Raw genomic sequence first — 18,870 nt, forward strand, 5'->3', positions numbered from 1 at the left:
AGAAGGCGTGATTCGTGACCAGCCCTGCTGGAGAAAAGTCTGTGGGTAAGATTGGAGGGCTATTCCAAAACGCCCTCATGCAGCCGGACCACCCGGTCCATCTTGGCCGCAAGCCGTTCATTATGGGTCGCGACCAGTGCGGCCGATCCTTCTTCGCGGACCAGCCGCAAAAATTCGGCCAGCACGATGTCGGCGGTGCGCTCGTCCAGATTGCCTGTCGGTTCGTCCGCCAGCACCAAAGCGGGCCGGTTGGCAAGGGCGCGGGCGACGGCGACGCGCTGTTGTTCGCCGCCCGACAACTGGCTGGGGCGGTGGTCGAGCCGATGGCCAAGGCCCAGCGATGTCAGCAGCGATTCCGCGCGGGTGCGCGCGACCGCCATGTCGGTGTCGCGGATCACCTGCGGCAGGATGACATTTTCGGTCGCGTTGAAATCGGGCAGCAGATGGTGGAACTGATAGACGAAGCCCATGGCATCGCGACGCAAGCGGGTGCGCCCGTCATTATCGAGCTTCGCGGCCTCCTCGCCATCGATGCGGATCGACCCGTCAAAGCCTCCCTCCAACAGGCCAACCGCCTGAAGCAGCGTCGATTTTCCGGACCCCGATGGCCCCAGCAGCGCAACGATCTCGCCCTGACCCACGATCAGGTCGACGCCGCGCAGGACGTGGATCGTCTCGCCGCCCTGAGTGAAGCTGCGGGTTAGGCCCGTGACCTTTAGAATATCATTCATAGCGGAGAACCTGCACCGGATCGGTATTGGCGGCCTTGAAGGCCGGATAGAGGGTGGCCAGGAAGCTGAACAGCAGCGCCATGATGCAGATGGTGGCGATCTCCACCGGATCGGCCTGGGATGGCAGTTCGGTCAGGAAACGGATCGAGGGGTCCCACAGATTTTGCCCTGTGACGAACTGGATCGCGTTGACCACATTCTGACGGAAGAAGAGGAAGGTGAAGCCGAGGATCAGCCCCGCGACCATGCCCAGCGTGCCGATCGTGACGCCCACGGTCATGAAAATCCGCACGAGGCCCGCGCGGCTGGCCCCCATCGTCCGCAGGATCGCGATGTCGCGCGTCTTTGCGCGCACCAGCATGATGAGCGAGGAGAGGATGTTGAACACCGCGACCAGCACGATGATCGACAGCACAACGAACATCGCCACCCGCTCGACGGCCAGCGCTTCGAACAGGGAGGCGTTCATCTGTCGCCAGTCGGTGATGACGGCGCGGCCTGCGACCTTGCCTGCCAGCGGCTCCAATATCTGGCCGACCTTGTCCGCATTGACCGTCTCGACCTCGATCATGCCGACGACATCGCCGAGCAGGAGCAGGGTCTGGGCGTCCTCCATCGGCATGACGACGAAGGCTTTATCATAATCATAGATGCCGACCTCGAAAATGGCGGCGACCTGATAGGCGACCTGACGCGGCACCGTGCCGAAGGGGGTGGAGCGGCCTGCGGGATTGATGACGGTCAGGCTGTCGCCCAACTGGATACCCATATTTTCGGCCAGGCGTGATCCGATGCCGATCTTGCCGCTATTGGCGGTCAGATTGTCCAGACTGCCGGCGATCACCTTGCCCTTGAGCGTCTTGTTGGTGCGGATGTCGGGCACGGTCATGCCGCGCACCAGCACGGCTTCGGCCCGGCCGTTGAAGGTGGCGAGCAAGGGTTGTTCGATCATCGGCGTCGCGCTGGTGACACCCGGCGTTGCTTTGGCCTCTGCCAGAACCGATTTCCAGTCGGGCAGGCGACCGCCATAGCCCTGGACCACGGCATGGCCGTTGAGGCCGACAATCTTGTCGAACAGTTCGGCGCGAAAGCCGTTCATGACGCTCATGACGATGATGAGCGCAGCGACACCCAGCATGACGGCGGCCAAGCTGATCCCGGCGACGAGGAAGATGAAACCCTCCCCCTTGCCCGGCAACAGGTAGCGTTTGGCGATCATGCGTTCGTAGCGGGATAGAATCATGTGGCGCGGGCGGCCTTTGTGAAGGGACAGGCTGATCGTCTAGGCATAGCGTCCTTGAACGGCAAGCATTGCCAGATTGTTGCATCGTGGCCACAGGCACCGGCGCAAAATCACACGCACCTGATTTTGCCCGTGACTCCGCCCCGCAGCGGTCATAGCAAGACACTCGAAGCACAGGTAAAAGGCCGTGGTTCAGGGATACTGCATCCCGCTTCGAGCTTAGGGGGCTGAGAAGCGGTTGAGGCAGGCCAAGGGGGAGACGAGCAATCGTCCATTAAGCGCCCGGATCGTAAAAGCACGATCCGGGCGCTTTTTTGTCTGCACTTTTTATCGCACCCTGGCGATAGGACAAACTGTCCACCCTTGTCCCTCCTTGCCGAGTTGGACACGCATAAAATCCTCTTGAAACCCCAAAAGCCCGAACCATATCAAGCGCGTCCGGCCGCCATATGGGGCTGGACGCAGTATTGCCGGACGCCGGTTTCGGGTTCGGCTGGTTCATTTTGCTCTTTGGGAGATTATGACGATGCGTAACTTTGACCTGACCCCCTATCGCCGCTCGACCGTTGGGTTCGATCGCTTGTTCGACCTGATCGAAAACAACGCACGCTTGAGCCAGGGCGACAATTATCCGCCCTTCAACATCGAACGGCTCTCGGAAGATCGCTATCGCGTGACGCTGGCCGTGGCAGGCTTCCGTCCTGACGAGATCGACATCACGGCGCAGCAGAATCTGCTCCAGGTGATCGGTCGCAAGGATGAAGGGTCGCCAGCCGACCGGTCCAAATATCTGCATGTCGGCATCGCCAACCGCAGCTTCGAGCGGCGGTTCGAGTTGGCCGATTTCGTGCGGGTGGAAAAGGCGGACCTGGCCGATGGGCTGCTGGTGATCGACCTGCTGCGCGAAGTTCCTGAAGCGATGAAGCCCAAGAAGATCGCCATCAATGGCGGTCAGCTTGTGGAAATCACCGCAAAGGATCGCGACGCGGCCTGATAGGCAAGTCGGGGCGCAGCCTGCCAAAGGCTGCGCCCTTTTTATATCTCGACCTGGCTGCCCAGTTCGACCACGCGGTTTGTAGGCAGGCGGAAAAATTCCATCGCGCTTTCCGCGTTTCGCAGCATCCAGGCAAAGATTTTTTCCCGCCATAGCGGCATACCCGGCTTTGCCGAGGGCAGCAGCGTCTGGCGCGCCAGGAAGAAGCTGGTATCCATCATCTTGAACGCCTGACCACAGCCCGCGACATTTTTGAGCGCGGCGGGAACGTCCGGTTCCTGCATGAAGCCAAATTGCAGCACCATGCGGAAGAAGCCCCGGCCCAGATCCTCCAGCTTGCAGCGCCCGTCATCCTCGACCACCGGTACGTCGCGGATCTTGACGGTCAGCAGGATCACCCGCTCGTGCAGCACTTTGTTATGTTTCAGGTTGTGGAGCAGCGCGTGCGGGACGCCATCGGGCGTTGACGTCATGAACACCGCCGTACCGGGAACACGCACCGCGCTATTGGCGGCGGAGGCGACGAATACCGGGATCGGCATCGCTGCTTCGCGCAGGCGATCCTGCACCAAGCGGCGACCGCGCGACCAGGTGGTGAGCAAGGTGAAGATGACGAAGCCGATCAGCAGCGGGAACCAGCCGCCGTCCGGCACCTTGGTCAGGTTCGCAGCGAGATAGGCACCATCGACCAGATAGAATATCCCCAGCACCGGCGCGGCATAATACCATTTCCATTTCCACAGGCGATACAGGACCACCGTCAGCAGCACATTGTCGATGAACATAGCGCCGGTGACCGCGATGCCATAGGCGGCGGTGAGGTTGGACGATGTCCTGAAGGTCAGCACCAGCAGAATGACCATGACCATCAGACCCCAGTTGATCAGGGGAATGTAAATCTGGCCTGCGGTCGCGGCGCTGGTATGGGCGATGCGCAGGCGGGGCATGAAGCCCAACTGGATCGCCTGCTGCGTAACCGAGAAAGCGCCGGAGATGACCGCTTGTGATGCAATGATCGCGGCCATGGTGGCCAGCATGATCAGCGGCAATTGCCCCCATTGCGGCGCGAGATTGTAGAAGGGGCTATGGAGCGCAGCAGCCCCTTCCCGAAACAGTAGTGCGCCCTGCCCCATATAGTTGAGCATCAGCGCGGGCAGGACGAAGGCCAGCCAAGAGACCCGGATCGGGTTGCGGCCGAAATGGCCCATATCGGCGTAGAGCGCTTCCGCCCCGGTGACCGCCAGCACGACCGACCCCAGCGCCAGAAAGGCGGGCAAGGGGTCGGTGACGAAGAACATCACGGCCCAATAAGGGTTGAAGGCGAAGAGGATGCCTGGCGTCTTGACGATGGAAAGGATGCCAAGACCCGCAATCGTGACGAAATAGAGCAGCATGATCGGGCCGAACAGGGTCGCGACCTTGTTGGTGCCCAGCCCCTGTATCCAGAACAGGCCGAGCAGGATGACGATGACCACGGGCAGGATCGCGGGCGCAAGGGCGGGGTTATAGACCGCAAGCCCCTCCACCGCCGACAGCACCGACACGGCTGGCGTAATCATCGAGTCGCCGTAGAAAAGCGCGGTGGCGAACACGCCCAGCAGCACGATGCCGCGCGACCAGCGCTGTGTCTTGGTCTGGCCGTTGATCAGCGCCAGCAGAGCGAGGCTACCGCCTTCGCCCTTATTATCGGCGCGCATGATGATGCTGACATATTTCAGCGTCACCACCAGCATCATCGACCAGAACATCAGGCTGATGACGCCCAAAATATGGTCGGGATCCAGGGTGAGCGGGTGATGCCCGGCAAAGGTTTCGCGGAAGGCGTAGAGCGGGCTGGTGCCGATGTCACCGAACACGATGCCGATCGCACCGACGACCAGCTTGATCGTCGCCTTCTGCCGGGAATGGCCATGGCCGCCATCATGATCGTCCTGAGCGGACGCCGGTGCGGTGTTGGGAAGGAGATCAGCCACGAAGGAAAAGCCGAATAATCATGCTCTGTTCGACACCCGTTGAAAGGCGATCACGGAACATCCCGCCACCCCCGCAAGCCGCCGCGCCCTATCACGGCTCCCATGACCACGCAATGCGGCCTTACGGCTGGTCATGGACGGGTAGGACCGCCTGCCGCCAGCAGCGAATCGATACGCGCGATATTGGCTTCCAGTTCCGTCCTGATCGCACTGCCCTGCGGCGTCGCGGCGGCAAGGGGTGCCCAAAGGTCACGCGCGGCCTGCAACTGGCCATTGCGGGCAAGGGCAAGGCCGTAAAAATAGCGGGGCGCGGGTCCATCGGGATCAAGGGTGAGTGCGCGACGATAGGCAAAATCGGCGCCGGGCGACACGACACCATCGGCATGGGAGACCAGCGCATTGCCAAGGCCAAGCCAGAGATTGGCGTCGTCGGGCGTCTGGCGCAGGCCCGCCAGCAGAATATTGGCCGATTCCTTGGTTTTGCCCTGCCGCCCCAAGCCGTCGGACATGACCAGCCACTGGCCAGCCGGGCCATAGCGTTCGGCAAGGCCGCGCCGTTGTTCGGCCAGCTTCTCGTCGAAAGGTTCTTCGACCTGCTTGATGGAACGCGGCGCGCCAGCCAGGCCGGGATTGCCCTGCCAGGCATAGCCCGCAAGACCGAGCAGCAGCGCTGCGGCGCTGATTTCGCGCGCCGATCGAGGGATGCGGCCGATGAGCAGCATGGCGAGGAAGGCCAGGGCAGCGAGGCCGAAGGCGAGCAACCAGCCGGTCATGATCGTGCCTTTCGCTTGATTCGGCTACGCAGGAGCAGGACGCCCAGCCCCAGCAGCACCAGCGGCGCGGCCCAGAGCGGCCAGAGGATCGGCGCGGCGGTGGGTTCATAGCTGACCCAGTCGCCATAGCGGGCGATGAGCCAGGCGCGGATCGCTTCTGGCTGTTCGCCCGCCATGATCCGTTCGCGGATTTGCGAGCGCATGTCGCCAGCCATGCTGGCGTTACTGTCGGCGATCGACTGGCTTTGACAGGTGAGGCAGCGGATGGTTTCCATCAGTGCCTTGGCCTTACGCTCCAGTGCCGGGTCGGCGAGCTGCTGGTCGGCATAGGGTGCGGGCGGGAGCGCGGTCTGGGCGGCCAGCGGGGTCGCTATCAGCGCGAAGAGGAGAAGGATCAGCTTCATTGTGCGGCCCTCAGCCGGTCGAGGATCATCGGCACGTCATCGGCGCGGATTTCGCCGATATGCTGATAGGCGATCCGGCCCTTGCCATCGATGACGAAGGTTTCGGGGACACCAGACGAGCCGAGCGCGATCTGGACTTCGCTGCGGGCGTCGAGGCCGATGCGGGCATAGGGGTTGCCGTTGCGTTTCAGGAAGGCATCGACATCGGGCCGGGCGTCGCGGATGGCGATGGCGTCGATCTGGACACCGGCGGCCTTGAGCGCATCGAGCTGGGGCGCTTCGGCGGCGCAGGGGACGCACCAGCTGGCGAAGATGTTGAGCAGGCGCGGCTGGCCGGTGGCGAGTTGCGCGCTGGCGAGAGACGGGCGGTCGCTGGCGGCGGCGGGTAGCGTGAAGGCCGGGAGCGGCTGGCCGACGAGGCGTGAGTGGATGATGCGGTCGTCAGGCTGGAACAGGCCGCTCGCGAACAGGGCGATGAAACCCAGGAACAGGGCAAGCGGGAGCCAGATGAGCAACTTCCTCATGCCGCCGCCCTCGCCCGCCATTTCATCAGCCAGCCGCGCCGTTCGCGACCCAGCAGGGCCAGCGCGCCGCCCAGCGCGATCATGATGCCGCCGAGCCAGATGAGGGTGACAAAGGGCTTCCACCAGATGCGCAGTTGCCAGCGGCCACCCTCCACCTCCTCACCCAGCACGACGTAGAGCTGGCCGTCCCAGCGGGTCAGCAGTGCGGCTTCGCTGGTCGAGGTCGGGGGCGAGGCGAAGAAGCGGGACTGGGGATGGATGGTGACGGACGCGCCGTTGCGGCGGACTTCCATGTCGGCTTGCAGCGCGGTCCAGTTGTCGCCAGCGAGTGGCTGGATCTGGAGGAAGCGGAGCTGCCAGCCTGCGGTCTCGATCGTGTCGCCGGGACGGGCGGCAACCAGTTTTTCTACGGTGAAGGCGGAGTCGCTGGCCATGCCCCCTAAGCTGACGGCGCAGCCCAGATGGGCGATGACCATGCCATAGGTGAAGAGCGGCGTGCGGCGCAGGTTGCGTTTCCACAATGGGGCGAGGCTGGCCACGGCGACCGATCCGGCGATGACGAGGCCGAGGAATGGGAGGATGCCGATGCGGCCCCAGGCCAAAGCCGACACTAAGCTGGACAATAGTAAAGCGATTCCAAACGGGATCAGCAAACGTTTGCTAACGACCCGCGCCTGATCGCGTCGCCAGCGCACCAGCGGCCCCGCGGCCATGGCGATCATCAGTGCCAGCGCGATCGGCCCGGCGATGCGATCGAAATAGGGCGCGCCGACCGAGACTTTGTGGCCGAAGGCTTCGGTCATCAGCGGATAGAGGGTCCCGATCAGGACGAGGCCAAGGATCACGGTCAACAGGAGGTTGTTGATGACCAGCATCGTCTCACGGCTGACCAGTTCGAACGGCGCGCCTTCGCGGACGGCACCGATACGCCAGCCGAACAGGGCCAGCGCGCCGCCGATATAGAGGGCGAGCAGACCGAGGATGAAGCTGCCCCGCGTCGGATCGACAGCGAAGGCGTGAACGCTGGTCAGGATGCCGGAGCGGACGAGGAAGGTGCCGACCATCGACATGGAGAAAGCGACCACGGCAAGCATCACAGTCCAGGCGCGCAGGGCATCGCGAGTGGCCAGCACGGTCACGCTGTGAAGCAAGGCGGTCGCGGCCAGCCAAGGCATGAGCGACGCATTTTCGACCGGGTCCCAGAACCACCAGCCGCCCCAGCCCAGCTCATAATAGGCCCAGTAGCTGCCTGCGGTGATGCCGAGCGTCAGCAAAACCCACGCCCCCAACACCCATGGCCGCATCGCACGGGCAAAGGATGCGTCCACCTGCCGCGTCAGCAGTGCGCCGATGGCGAAGGAGAAGGCGACGGACAAGCCGACATAGCCAAGATACAGGGTGGGCGGATGGAAGGCGAGGCCGGGGTCTTGCAGCAGGGGGTTAAGCCCCTGCCCGTCCGCTGGTGCGGGGTCGATGCGGGCAAAGGGGTTGGAGGAGAAGAGCAGGAAGGCGTAGAAGCCCAGGCTGATCGCGGCCTGCCCGCCCAGCGTCGCCATATGCGTGTCGCGGCGCAGCGCGCGCTCGAACAGGGCGACGGCGGCTCCGGCGACGCCCATGACCGTGACCCACAGCAGCATCGAACCTTCATGATTGCCCCATGTCCCGGCGAATTTGTAGAGCCAGGGCTTGGCCGAATGGCTGTTGGTCGCGACCAGCAGCACCGACATGTCGGATCGCATGAAGAGGGCGATGAGCAGGGCGAAGGCGATCGCGGTCAGGACGCCCTGCGCCACGGCGGCGGGGCGCACGGCGGCGAGCAGGTCGGGCTTGTTGCCCTTGACGCCGACGAAGGCGAGGACCAGCTGGAGCAGCGCGAGCGACGCGGCAAGCCAGAGCGCGGCGAGGCCGGTTTCAGCGATCATGAAAAGGATGCCACGATGAAAATTCCGTTCGGGCTGAGCGAAGTCGAAGCCTTACACTGAGCGTAGCGAAGTGACCTCCCTGCGGTCGGTCGAACCCTTCGACTTCGCTCAGGGCGAACGGAGGTTTGAGAATGGTTCACTGATCCACCTGCAATACGCGGGTGGTTTCATTGTAGCTCATGCCTTCCAGTTCGCGGGGCATGTAGCGTTCGTCATGTTTGGCGAGCAGGTTGGTGGCGATGAAGGTGCCTTTGGCGTCGAACGATCCTTCGGCGACGACGCCGCTGCCTTCCTTGAACAGGTCGGGCGCGATGCCGCTGAAGGTGGCGGGGACGGTCGCCTTGCCGTCGGTAACGTCGAAGGACATAGTGACGCCATCGGCCGCGCGCTTGAGGCTGCCCTTGACCACCATGCCGCCGAGGCGGATCGCCTTGCCGGGTTCGACGCCCTTGGCCTTCACATCGCCCGGCGCGTAGAAATAGGCGGCTTCGTCCTTGAGCGCGGAGGCGGCGAGCAGGCCTGCGCCGATCAGCGCAGCCAGCGCGACCAGCGCCAGGATCAGCCTTTGATGTTTGGCTTTCATAGACGGCTCGCCAATGTTTCGGCCTGAGCCTCAGCGCGGTGCATGGCGCGCCAGCTGATCAGGCTGACCGTCGCTGTTCCCAGCAAGGTCACCACATAGGCGGCGATGACGAAGGTCCATTGGTACATGGGGCTATCCTCTTGCAAGGCGCTGCATCCGCGCCTCGACCTTATTCTGTGCCAATATCGCCCGCATCCGCATCAGCACGATCGCGCCGAACCAGAGGGAAAAGCCCAGAAGCGTCAGGCCCAGCGGCCAGAGCAAGGCCATGTCGATGCTGGAGCCGCGCAGGGTGATCGATGGTCCCTGATGAAGGCTGTTCCACCAGACGACCGAGCGGTTGATGATCGGGATGTTGATCGCGCCGACCAGGCCGAAAATGGCGGTGACGTTGCTGACGCCGCCCTGCCCTGCCCCCTGACGCGCGCTGGCATTGGCCAGGGCGATATAGCCCAAATAGAGGAAGAGCAGCACGAGCATGGAGGTCATGCGCCCGTCCCATTCCCACCATGTCCCCCAGGTCGGACGGCCCCAGATCGATCCGGTCGCGAGGCAGATGGCCGTAAACAGCGCGCCGGGCGCGGCGATGGCACGGCCCGCGACGGCGGCTAGCGGGTGCCGCCAGACAAGTTGCATCAACGCCGAGACAGCGATGCCGGTCCAGCCCGCCATCCCCAGCCAGGCGGCGGGGACATGGATGTAGAGGATTCGCACCGTCTGCCCCTGAAGATAGTCGGCTGGCGTCAGGAAAAGGCCACAGGCGCAGCCCGCCAGCAGCAGGACGAGACCGGACCAGAACAGCCAGCCGGTGAGCGGCCGGGCGATCTTGAGGAAGCGGGCGGGATTGGCGAAACGATGCATCAGGGCTGCGTCTTTAGCCGCGCGGGCGCGGCATGGCCAGTAGGGCATTTTGCCGATGGACGGGCCGATCGATGGAGAGGTGAGATTGGATGTGGCCGGCGCCGGGACGATATTGACATCGCCTGCTGCCTTCGCCGATAGCTTGGAGCATCGGGCCAACACGGACGCCCGGTCAGACGGGGTCCGTCCAAGTCCGTTCCCTTCGCCGTGCCTGCGGCGTCAGGAGCGCTTTCATGACCGACCCGATGGATATAACCCGACCGCCGCCGATCAGCCTGATCGCCTTGTTCCTGAAATTCCTGCGTTTCGGCGCGCTCGCCTTTGGCGGGCCGGTGGCGCAGATTGCGATGGTGCGCCAGGCGCTGGTCGAGGAGGAGCGCTGGATCGCGCCTGCGCGCTTCAACCGGTTGCTGGCGGTGTTGCAGGTGTTGCCCGGACCTGAAGCGCATGAACTGTGCGTCCATTTGGGGATGATGGCACGCGGACGCATCGGCGGATTGCTGGCAGGGCTGGGATTCATGCTGCCTGGTCTGGCGCTGATGATGATTGCGGGCTGGCTCTATGTCGGCTGGATCGCGGGGCATGTCGGGCTGACCGGTGTGCTGCTGGGCGTGCAGATCGTCGTGCTGGCGGTGATTGCGCGCGCGGTGGTGCGGATCGGCCAGCATATTATCGAGGACCGTTTACTGGCTGGCATAGCCATAGTGGCGCTGATCGCGACGCTGATGGCGGTGCCATTCTGGATCATCCTGCTGGCCGGAGGACTGGCCTATGCGGCGGCGGAGCGGCCCTTCGTGGCGGTTGTGGTGCTGCTGGTGCCGATATTGGGCGCGATGATCATGCAGCATTTCGTGGGAGCGACGGGTGCGGCCGGGCCGATCGTCACCCACGCGCCTGCGACGCTGGCGATGCTGTTCATTGCCGGGCTGAAGGGCGGACTGCTGACCTTTGGCGGCGCTTATACGGCGATCCCCTATGTGCGGGCCGACACGGTCGGGCGCGGGTGGATCAGCGATTCGGCGTTTCTGGACGGAATAGCACTGGCAGGGGTGCTGCCTGCGCCGCTGGTGATCTTCGCGACCTTTGTGGGCTATGTCGCGGGCGGGCCGCTGGGCGCGCTCGCCGTGACGGCGGGCATGTTCCTGCCTGCCTTTGCCTTTTCGATGCTGTTCTATGAGCGGCTGGAGGCGGTGGTCGCCAATCCGACATTACATCGGTTGCTGACCGGCGTGGCGGCGGCGGTGGTGGGAATCATCGCGGCGACCTTTGCCCAGCTGGCGCTGGCGACGGCTGCGCGCGTGGACACTATGCTGATCGCGGCGGCGTTGTTCGCCCTAGCCCTTGTCATCGCCTGGCGGGTCAAGGGCGCGTGGGTCACGCCCGCCATATTGGCTGGCGGGGCGGCGGCTGGCTGGCTGATTGCGCTCTGACGGCAAGGCCCTTCCGGGCCGTTTCGCCCCACCGGGGTCGGTAAAGGAACGGCCTGCCACGCTTTTTTGTTACAGGAGGGCGACAAACGGGACGAGAGTGACTATATGCGCGCCAAAGCCCGGCCCCTGCGGTCGGACAGGATCGGCTATGGACCCGCTCACACCCATGATCACGACCAACCCTTTCGACGACGACAAGTTGCGCGAAGAATGCGGCATTTTCGGCGTTTCCGGCGCTGACACAGCCTCTGCCATCGTGGCGCTAGGCCTTCATGCGCTGCAGCATCGGGGGCAGGAAGCCGCCGGTATCACCAGCTGGGACGGACATGATTTCCATACCCACCGGGCGATGGGCCATGTCGCGGGCAATTTCGACCGGGACGAGGTGATTCGCGGCCTGCCGGGCGGTTCCGCCTGCGGCCATGTACGCTATTCGACCACGGGTGAGACTTCGCTGCGCAATGTGCAGCCGCTTTATGCGGAACTCAATTCGGGCGGGTTCGCCATTGCCCATAATGGCAATATCTCCAACGCGATGAAGGTGCGGCGGGAGCTGATTCGGCGCGGGTCGATCTTCCAGTCGACGTCCGACACCGAAGTCATCATCCATCTGGTCGCAACGTCCAGCTATCGCACCCTGCTCGACAAGTTCATCGATGCGTTGAAGCAGGTCGAGGGTGCCTATTCGCTGATCGTCATGACGCCCGAAGGCATGATCGCCTGCCGCGATCCGCTGGGCATTCGTCCGCTGGTGATGGGCAAGCTGGGCGATACCATCATGTTCGCGTCGGAAACCGTCGCGTTCGACGTGGTAGGCGCGGACTATATCCGCTCGATCGATCCGGGCGAACTGGTGATCGTGACCAATGCGGGCGAAATCCGGTCGCATCGCCCCTTTGGCGACGTGCATCCGCGCCCCTGCATTTTCGAGCATGTCTATTTCAGCCGTCCCGACTCGATCGTTGACGGGTCCAGCGTCTATTCGGTCCGCAAGGCGATCGGCGCGCAGCTGGCGATCGAAAATCCGGTCGAGGCGGATTATGTCATTCCGGTGCCTGACAGCGGCGTGCCAGCGGCGATCGGCTATGCCCAGCAATCGGGCATACCGTTCGAGCTGGGCATCATCCGGTCCCACTATATCGGCCGCACCTTCATCCAGCCGGGCGACAAGGTCCGCCATCTGGGCGTGAAGCTGAAGCATAATGCCAATCGGGCGCTGATCCAGGGCAAGAAGATCGTGCTGATCGATGATTCGATCGTGCGCGGGACGACGAGCCTCAAGATAGTGCAGATGATGCGCGAGGCTGGCGCGGCGGAGGTCCATATGCGGATTGCCTCGCCGCCGACCAAGCATAGCTGCTTCTATGGCGTCGACACGCCCGAACGCACCAAATTGCTGGCGCACAAGCTGGACGTGGGCGGGATGCAGGATTTCATCCATGCCGACAGCCTGTCCTTCATCTCGATCGACGGCCTGTACAAGGCTCTGGGCGAAGCAAGGCGCGAAGGTGGACGGCCGCAATATTGCGATGCCTGCTTTACCGGCGACTATCCCACCACGCTGACCGACCAGGATGATGTGGTGGTCACCGACCAGCTGGAATTGCTGGCGGAACGGGTCGCCTGACGGACTTCTCCGACGCTCATCTGATATGTTAAACCCCGTTCGGGCTGAGCCTGTCGAAGCCCTGCCCTTCTGTTCAAGAAGTGCGGCCCTTCGACAAGCTCAGGGCGAACGGAAGATAGGACTGGCGCATTATAATGCGTCGCTGAACTGGCGAGACTTATGACCGACACGCTTCCTTCAGGTAATTTGGCTCTTTCCGGTAAACTGGCGCTTGTTACCGGGGCCAGCCGTGGCATTGGCGCGGCGACGGCGCAGGCGCTGGCGGCGGCAGGCGCGCATGTCGTGCTGACCGGGCGGACGACTGGCGGGCTGGAAGAAGTGGAGGACGCGATCCACAAGGCGGGCGGTCATGCGACGATAGCGCCGCTGGACCTGATCGACGGGGAAAGCATCGGGCGGCTGGCACAGGCGATTGCCGGGCGATGGGACGCGCTGGACATATTGGTGCTGAATGCTGCGACGCTGGGCGCGCTGGCGGCAGTGCCCGCGATCGACGCCAAGGAATTTGCGCGGTTGCTGACGCTCAATATCGCTGCGCCGCAAGCCTTGATCGCGGCGTTCGACTGGATGCTGCGAGCGAGCAAGGATGCGCGGGTGGTGGCGGTGACGTCATCGGTCGTCAAGCCCCGCGCCTATTGGGGTGCCTATGGCGCGTCCAAGGCCGCGCTGGAGACGCTGGTGGGTGCTTATGGCGAGGAGATGAAGAATATCTCTGCCATCCGCACCCATATCGTCGATCCGGGCGCGACCCGCACGGCGATGCGCGCGCGCGCCTTTCCAGGGGAAGATCCCGCGACGCTCAAGGGACCGGAAGTTGTGGCGGACGCGATCGTGAATCTGGTCGTGGCGGATACGCCGACCGGGCATCGGATGCGGGTCGACTGATCACCCCTTCATGGGCGTGACGCGTGATTGGGATGATGATATTCTCTCCTGAGCGGAGGGATATTGGCAATGATAAGGATCATCCTTGCCACGGTTGTGGGCATCATCGTCGCGATTCTAATTGTCATTTGTTTTGAGATGATCGGTCACGCGCTGTGGCCAGCGACACTTGACGCCGGGAATCCCGCAACATTGCCAATCCCATTGCTCTTATCTGTCGTCGTGGGCTGGTTCTTGGGTGTGCTTGGTGGTGGTTTTGTCGCAGGCAAGATTGCGCATCGCAGGATGGCGATCTCCATAGTGGGCGCAGTGATCCTGGCCGCGACTCTCTATAATTTCTGGGCGATCCCGCATCCATTGTGGATGATGATCAGTGGCGTGGTGGCGCCTATTCTGGCTACGGCTCTGGCAATGCGGTTGGTGAAGCCCGGTGGCGCTATCCGGCAGGCTTGACCAGCGTAACCTGCGCCACGTCGATCCCGCCTCCGCGAAAACCACCTTCGCAATACATCAGATAAAAGCGCCATAAGGCCACGAAATGCTGGTCGAAACTGGCAGGCAACCGGCCTTCGTCGATGGCGCGGTCGAAGCGTTCGCGCCAGCGGCGCAGGGTTTCGGCATAGTCGATGCCGAAGCGGTGGACGTCCTGCCAGATCAGTCCCTGTTGCTCTGCAAGAGCGCGGAATCGGCTTTCGGACAGGAGCATCCCGCCAGGGAAGATATAGGTCTGGATGAAGTCCGCCCCACGCGCATAGCCCTCGAAGATCGCATCATCGATCAGGATATATTGAATCGCGGCGCGGCCGCCGGGTTTGAGCAGGCGGTGAATGGCGGCAAGATAGTCGGGCCAGTAGCGCTGGCCGACCGCTTCGACCATTTCGACGCTTGCGATGGCGTCATATTGCCCCCGCGCATCGCGATAGTCGGTCAGGCAGATGTCGGCCCCTGACCCCAACCGGTCGCGGGCATAATCGGCCTGTTCGGTGGACAAAGTGAGACCGGTGTAGCTGATCGGGTGGCGTTCCATCGCCTGTTCGGCCAGACCGCCCCAGCCACAGCCAATTTCGAGGAGGGACGCGCCGTCGGTCAGGTCCAGCCGGTCGAGGATCGCATCGACCTTGCGCCTCTGCGCCTGTTCCAGACTTTCGATCCGGCTGACAGGATCGAGGAACAAGGCACTGGAATAATGCATATTCTGGTCGAGCCAGAGGCGGTAGAAATCATTGCCCAGATCATAGTGAAAGGCGATATTGTGGCGCGATCCGCGACGGCTGTTGCGGCGCGCCCAGTGGGTCAGGCGCCCAGCCCAGCGGGCGGGGCCGCATGGGCGAGCGGCTTTGCCCAGCGCGACGGCGTTCGCCATGAACAGGGCGAAGAGCGGCACAGGGTCGGGACTGCTCCATTCGCCCGCCGCCCAGGCGCGATACCAGCCGGACGAGCCGCCTGTTGCCAGCCGCAGCAGCGCGCGCCAGTGGAGCAGATGCACCTCACATTCCGGCCCCGGCGCGCGGCCGCCCAGCAGCCTGCGAGTGCCGTCCGGCAGGGTCGCGTCGATCGCACCATGATGCAGTCCTCTGTCGATACGATCGAGCAGGCGATGGAATTGTGGGCCGATCATGCGGGCGAACGCGCTGACGGCCCCCGATCGCGGCGGACGCCGCACGGACAGGGGGCGCTTGCCGCGCCGGGGATCGACTGCATTCATGACGTCAATCTTGCATCAAGCTGCGCCGCGCTGCAATCACCCCTTGGCGTGGCGATAGGCGGCCAATGCACGCTCGCGACCTTCGCGATGGCCGATGATCTTGGCCGGATAGGCTGCAGGGCGGACGCCGTGCGCGTCAGGATCATGGATATGGGCGTCGGACAGGTCGGCGAGTTCCGGCACCCACGCGCGAATATAGGCAGCAGCATCGAATTTTTCCGATTGGACCAGCGGGGCCATGATGCGGACGAACATGTTGGCGTCCACGCCGCTGCCCGCGACCCATTGCCAGTTGACGCTGTTATTGGCGTAGCTGGCATCGACCAAAGTGTCCCAGAACCAGCGCGCGCCATGCCGCCAGTCGATCAGCAGATGTTTGATCAGGAAGCTGGCCGCGATCATGCGAACGCGGTTGTGCATCCAGCCTGTCGTCCAGAGCTGACGCATTCCTGCGTCAACGATCGGGTAGCCGGTGCGGCCCTGTTGCCAGGCGGTGAAGTCAGCCTTGGCCTCCCGCAGGTCGCGCCATGGCAGCGCATCAAATTCGCCGCGGGCGTTGGCAGAGCCATAGGTCGGGAATTCAACGATCTGGTTGTGGGCATAATCGCGCCAGATCAGCTCTTTAAGGAAGGTTGTCGGGCCTTCGTCCGAACCTGTGACCTGATGCCAGACGGTAGCGGGGGAGATTTCGCCAAAGTGCAGGTGTGGCGAGAGCCGTGACGTTCCCTCGATCGAGGGTAGATTGCGGGCTGTGGCATAGTCGGGCGCTTCGCCCCGGAAATCGGCGAGATTGGCCTGCGCCCCCGCCTCCCCCGGCGTCCAGTCCTGCACGAAGCCGGTCGCCCAGTCTGGGCTGGTCGGCAGCAGTCCCCAATCGTCCAGCGAATCACTGTCGGGCCATGACGCTGGCGCGGGAATATGGTCGGGCGCAGGGCGCGGGGCGGGCGGCGGCATGTGGGTCATCACCGCGCGGGAGAAGGGCGTGTAAATGCGATACATGCCCCCTCCCCCGGTCCGCACCGCGCCAGGCGGCAGGAGCAGGCCGCCATCATGGAGGTGCAGGTCGAGCGTCTTAGCGACCGCCTTTTCCGCGTTCCGCCACCAGGGTTCATAATGATGGAGGGCATGGACGCTGCCGGCACTGACCTGGGCGGCGAGCTGCGCCAATATCTCCGCCGACTTGCCGCGCCGGAGGATGAGCCGCGATCCCTTCGCACGGAGGCTTTCGTCGAGCCGCGACAGGCTATGGTGCAACCACCAGCGCGACGCCCCGCCCATCGCCCATTGGCGCGGCGTGTCATCGTCCAGGATATAGATGGGGATTACTGGCCCTGCTTCGATGGCTGCCAACAACGCGGCCTGATCGGTCAGGCGAAGATCCTGGCGAAGCCAGAGCAGGACGGGTGTGGTCATTGTGCTGCAATGCCGCCAGAGAGGACCGGTTCCAAGCGACCGATAAAGCATCTTGCCAAGGCAGATGGTCATATTTGTGGCGGTCAAATCCGTCCAAAGGTGATTCGATCAATGGACGGATGCTGCCACCCACCCTATCCTTGGCGCGAGAAACAGGAACGATGTCGGCGGCTCCGGGGGGTATGTCGCGGTCGAAATAGCGTAATCAGGGGACAAAATGGCTTCGACGCCCGAAGAACAGGAACGCGGATACCGGCCTTGCGTCGGCATCATGCTGGTCAATATGGATGGCAAGGTTTTCGTCGGCCAGCGGCTGGATAATGTCGTGGAGGCCTGGCAGATGCCGCAGGGCGGGATCGACGAGGGCGAAGAGGCGAAGGATGCCGCACTGCGCGAATTGCACGAAGAAACCGGTATCGTCAGCGATCATGTGAAGATCATCGCCACCGCCAAGGACGAGCATTTCTACGATCTGCCGCCCGAACTGGTCGGCAAGCTGTGGGGCGGCAAATATCGCGGACAGCGCCAGTTCTGGTTCCTCGCCCGCTTTCTGGGGCAGGATGAGCATATCAACATCCAGACCAAGCATCCTGAATTTCGCGAATGGCGCTGGACCGACCCGGAGACGCTGCCGGAGTTGATCGTGCCGTTCAAACGCAAGCTGTATCGCGACATTTTGCAGGAGTTCAGGGCGCTTATCTGAGCGATCCGTCGCTTAGGGGCTTAACCTTCGCGGTCTTGCGACTATGACATAGATCATGCGCGCTTGTTTGATCCCCCTCGCCCTGTTCTTTACCACTCCGGCCTATGCAGCCGATCCGGCCCTGCTGCCGCCTTCGGTGCGGGAGATGCTGGAGGCGGCGATCGCCAATGGCAATGAGACGGATATTGCGACCGTGGCGAAGATCGCGCGGCAGACCAATCCGGGGTCGGCGGACGAAATCCAGCGGCTGGTCAACAGCTGGAAAGAGCGGACCAAGGCCACTCATGACACGGTGATTCGTGAAGCGCGCTTTACTGAATTGTGGACCGGGCGGGTCGAGGCAGGCGGGTTCCGGTCGACCGGGTCCACCAGCGAAATCGGGATCAGCGGGACTGCAACCGCCACCCGCAACGGCATTCAATGGTCGCACAAGCTGAGCGCAGCCGCTGACTATCGCCGGGCCAATGGCGTGACGTCGCGCGAACGCTATTTTGCGGGCTATGAGCCGAAGTTCCAGTTCGACCCGCGCGGCTTTGCCTATGGGCTGGCGCAGTTCGAGCGGGATACGTCGATCGGCTATGATGAGCGCTACACCGCGTCGATCGGCGTGGGTTACAAGCTGATCGTCAGCAAGCCGGTGGACCTGCTGGTCGATATCGGCCCATCGGTGCGGCACGCCAAATATCTGATCGGGGTGCGGGAAACCAAGCTGGGCGCGCGCGGGTCGATGGCGCTGGCTTGGCGCGCCAGTCCGACCTTGACCTTCAAGCAGACCGCGGCGGGCTATGCCGAAAGCGACGTTTATTCGCTCAATGCGTTGACGTCGATGGAGACGAAGGTGGCGACGCGCTGGTCGGCGGCCTTGTCCTACAACGTTCAGTATGAGTCTGAGACGTTGCTGTCGTCGCGCAATTTCAACACACTCAGCAGGGTGACGTTGAGTTATGATTTTTAGCGGCCAATAGAGTTGGAATGATGCCCAACCTCCGTTCGTTTCGAGCGAAGTCGAGCATCTGTCTTGTTGGTCAAGCATGGATTGGGGACCAAGTTCGATTTTCGGCAACGAGGCGATTGGCGAGGACGACGATTTTTCTAGCGA

At 63.2% G+C, this 18,870-nt stretch carries 19 protein-coding genes; 7 read left to right on the forward strand and 12 right to left on the reverse strand.

Annotated elements, in window-relative coordinates; genetic code table 11:
* Window positions 1-59 precede the first annotated feature (59 nt).
* Window positions 60-731, reverse strand: a complete 672-nt coding sequence (locus tag Q0D44_RS07775) for an ABC transporter ATP-binding protein (protein ID WP_294134891.1) — start codon at window positions 729-731, stop codon at window positions 60-62.
* Window positions 724-1,974 (reverse strand): lipoprotein-releasing ABC transporter permease subunit, encoded by a 1,251-nt coding sequence (locus Q0D44_RS07780; protein ID WP_294134893.1) that lies wholly within the window; start codon window positions 1,972-1,974, stop codon window positions 724-726. Before Q0D44_RS07780 ends, Q0D44_RS07775 begins: the two co-directional genes overlap by 8 nt.
* Window positions 1,975-2,494: 520 nt before the next feature.
* Between Q0D44_RS07780 and Q0D44_RS07785 the strand changes: the two genes are divergently transcribed.
* Complete coding sequence (locus Q0D44_RS07785; RefSeq protein WP_182913916.1) at window positions 2,495-2,968, forward strand: Hsp20 family protein; 474 nt, start codon at window positions 2,495-2,497, stop codon at window positions 2,966-2,968.
* A gap of 41 nt (window positions 2,969-3,009) precedes the next feature.
* Here Q0D44_RS07785 and Q0D44_RS07790 read toward each other — a convergent pair whose 3' ends face one another.
* From Q0D44_RS07790 to ccmC, 8 genes are all read right to left on the reverse strand, one after another.
* On the reverse strand, window positions 3,010-4,941 hold the full coding sequence (locus tag Q0D44_RS07790; protein WP_294134897.1) for a potassium transporter Kup: 1,932 nt from the start codon (window positions 4,939-4,941) through the stop codon (window positions 3,010-3,012).
* A 131-nt stretch (window positions 4,942-5,072) separates the two neighbouring features.
* Window positions 5,073-5,714 (reverse strand): cytochrome C biosynthesis protein, encoded by a 642-nt coding sequence (locus tag Q0D44_RS07795; protein ID WP_294134900.1) that lies wholly within the window; start codon window positions 5,712-5,714, stop codon window positions 5,073-5,075.
* Entirely contained in the window at window positions 5,711-6,118 is a 408-nt protein-coding gene (locus Q0D44_RS07800) for a cytochrome c-type biogenesis protein (protein WP_294134902.1), read from the reverse strand. Before Q0D44_RS07800 ends, Q0D44_RS07795 begins: the two co-directional genes overlap by 4 nt.
* Complete coding sequence (locus tag Q0D44_RS07805; protein ID WP_294134904.1) at window positions 6,115-6,642, reverse strand: redoxin family protein; 528 nt, start codon at window positions 6,640-6,642, stop codon at window positions 6,115-6,117. The genes Q0D44_RS07800 and Q0D44_RS07805 overlap by 4 nt, the downstream gene beginning before the upstream one ends.
* Window positions 6,639-8,564, reverse strand: a complete 1,926-nt coding sequence (locus tag Q0D44_RS07810; RefSeq protein WP_294134906.1) for a heme lyase CcmF/NrfE family subunit — start codon at window positions 8,562-8,564, stop codon at window positions 6,639-6,641. Before Q0D44_RS07810 ends, Q0D44_RS07805 begins: the two co-directional genes overlap by 4 nt.
* A 136-nt stretch (window positions 8,565-8,700) precedes the next feature.
* Complete coding sequence (gene ccmE, locus Q0D44_RS07815; protein ID WP_294134909.1) at window positions 8,701-9,147, reverse strand: cytochrome c maturation protein CcmE; 447 nt, start codon at window positions 9,145-9,147, stop codon at window positions 8,701-8,703.
* Window positions 9,144-9,275 (reverse strand): hypothetical protein, encoded by a 132-nt coding sequence (locus tag Q0D44_RS07820; protein WP_294134911.1) that lies wholly within the window; start codon window positions 9,273-9,275, stop codon window positions 9,144-9,146. Before Q0D44_RS07820 ends, ccmE begins: the two co-directional genes overlap by 4 nt.
* Window positions 9,276-9,279: 4 nt before the next feature.
* Window positions 9,280-10,008: a heme ABC transporter permease CcmC gene (gene ccmC, locus Q0D44_RS07825; RefSeq protein ID WP_294134914.1), complete on the reverse strand. Its 729-nt coding sequence runs from the start codon at window positions 10,006-10,008 to the stop codon at window positions 9,280-9,282.
* Between the two features lie 233 nt (window positions 10,009-10,241).
* On the opposite strand from ccmC, the gene chrA reads away from it, so the two are divergent.
* From chrA to Q0D44_RS07845, 4 genes are all read left to right on the forward strand, one after another.
* The gene (gene chrA, locus Q0D44_RS07830) at window positions 10,242-11,438 is read left to right on the forward strand and encodes a chromate efflux transporter (RefSeq protein WP_294134973.1); all 1,197 of its coding nucleotides are present in this window, start codon (window positions 10,242-10,244) and stop codon (window positions 11,436-11,438) included.
* Window positions 11,439-11,586: 148 nt separating this feature from the next.
* On the forward strand, window positions 11,587-13,065 hold the full coding sequence (purF, locus tag Q0D44_RS07835) for an amidophosphoribosyltransferase (protein ID WP_294134976.1): 1,479 nt from the start codon (window positions 11,587-11,589) through the stop codon (window positions 13,063-13,065).
* Between the two features lie 159 nt (window positions 13,066-13,224).
* Window positions 13,225-13,950, forward strand: a complete 726-nt coding sequence (locus tag Q0D44_RS07840) for an SDR family NAD(P)-dependent oxidoreductase (RefSeq protein ID WP_294134978.1) — start codon at window positions 13,225-13,227, stop codon at window positions 13,948-13,950.
* Window positions 13,951-14,019: 69 nt separating this feature from the next.
* The gene (locus Q0D44_RS07845; RefSeq protein WP_294134980.1) at window positions 14,020-14,403 is read left to right on the forward strand and encodes a hypothetical protein; all 384 of its coding nucleotides are present in this window, start codon (window positions 14,020-14,022) and stop codon (window positions 14,401-14,403) included.
* Here the strand turns inward: Q0D44_RS07845 and Q0D44_RS07850 are convergent.
* Window positions 14,387-15,655, reverse strand: coding sequence for a cyclopropane-fatty-acyl-phospholipid synthase family protein (locus Q0D44_RS07850; RefSeq protein WP_294134982.1), 1,269 nt, complete (start codon window positions 15,653-15,655; stop codon window positions 14,387-14,389). The two genes, Q0D44_RS07845 and Q0D44_RS07850, sit on opposite strands and share 17 nt — an antisense overlap.
* Window positions 15,656-15,691: 36 nt before the next feature.
* On the reverse strand, window positions 15,692-17,068 hold the full coding sequence (locus Q0D44_RS07855) for a deoxyribodipyrimidine photo-lyase (RefSeq protein WP_294134984.1): 1,377 nt from the start codon (window positions 17,066-17,068) through the stop codon (window positions 15,692-15,694).
* 217 nt (window positions 17,069-17,285) lie between these two features.
* Between Q0D44_RS07855 and Q0D44_RS07860 the strand changes: the two genes are divergently transcribed.
* Both Q0D44_RS07860 and Q0D44_RS07865 read left to right on the forward strand, forming a co-directional pair.
* Window positions 17,286-17,771: an RNA pyrophosphohydrolase gene (locus Q0D44_RS07860; protein WP_119745946.1), complete on the forward strand. Its 486-nt coding sequence runs from the start codon at window positions 17,286-17,288 to the stop codon at window positions 17,769-17,771.
* Window positions 17,772-17,826: 55 nt separating this feature from the next.
* The gene (locus tag Q0D44_RS07865; RefSeq protein WP_294134987.1) at window positions 17,827-18,726 is read left to right on the forward strand and encodes a DUF481 domain-containing protein; all 900 of its coding nucleotides are present in this window, start codon (window positions 17,827-17,829) and stop codon (window positions 18,724-18,726) included.
* The last annotated feature ends 144 nt before the right edge of the window (window positions 18,727-18,870 follow it).

The sequence above is a fragment of the Sphingobium sp. genome (genome assembly GCA_023266575.1).
In the GTDB taxonomy this organism is placed as follows: domain Bacteria; phylum Pseudomonadota; class Alphaproteobacteria; order Sphingomonadales; family Sphingomonadaceae; genus Sphingobium.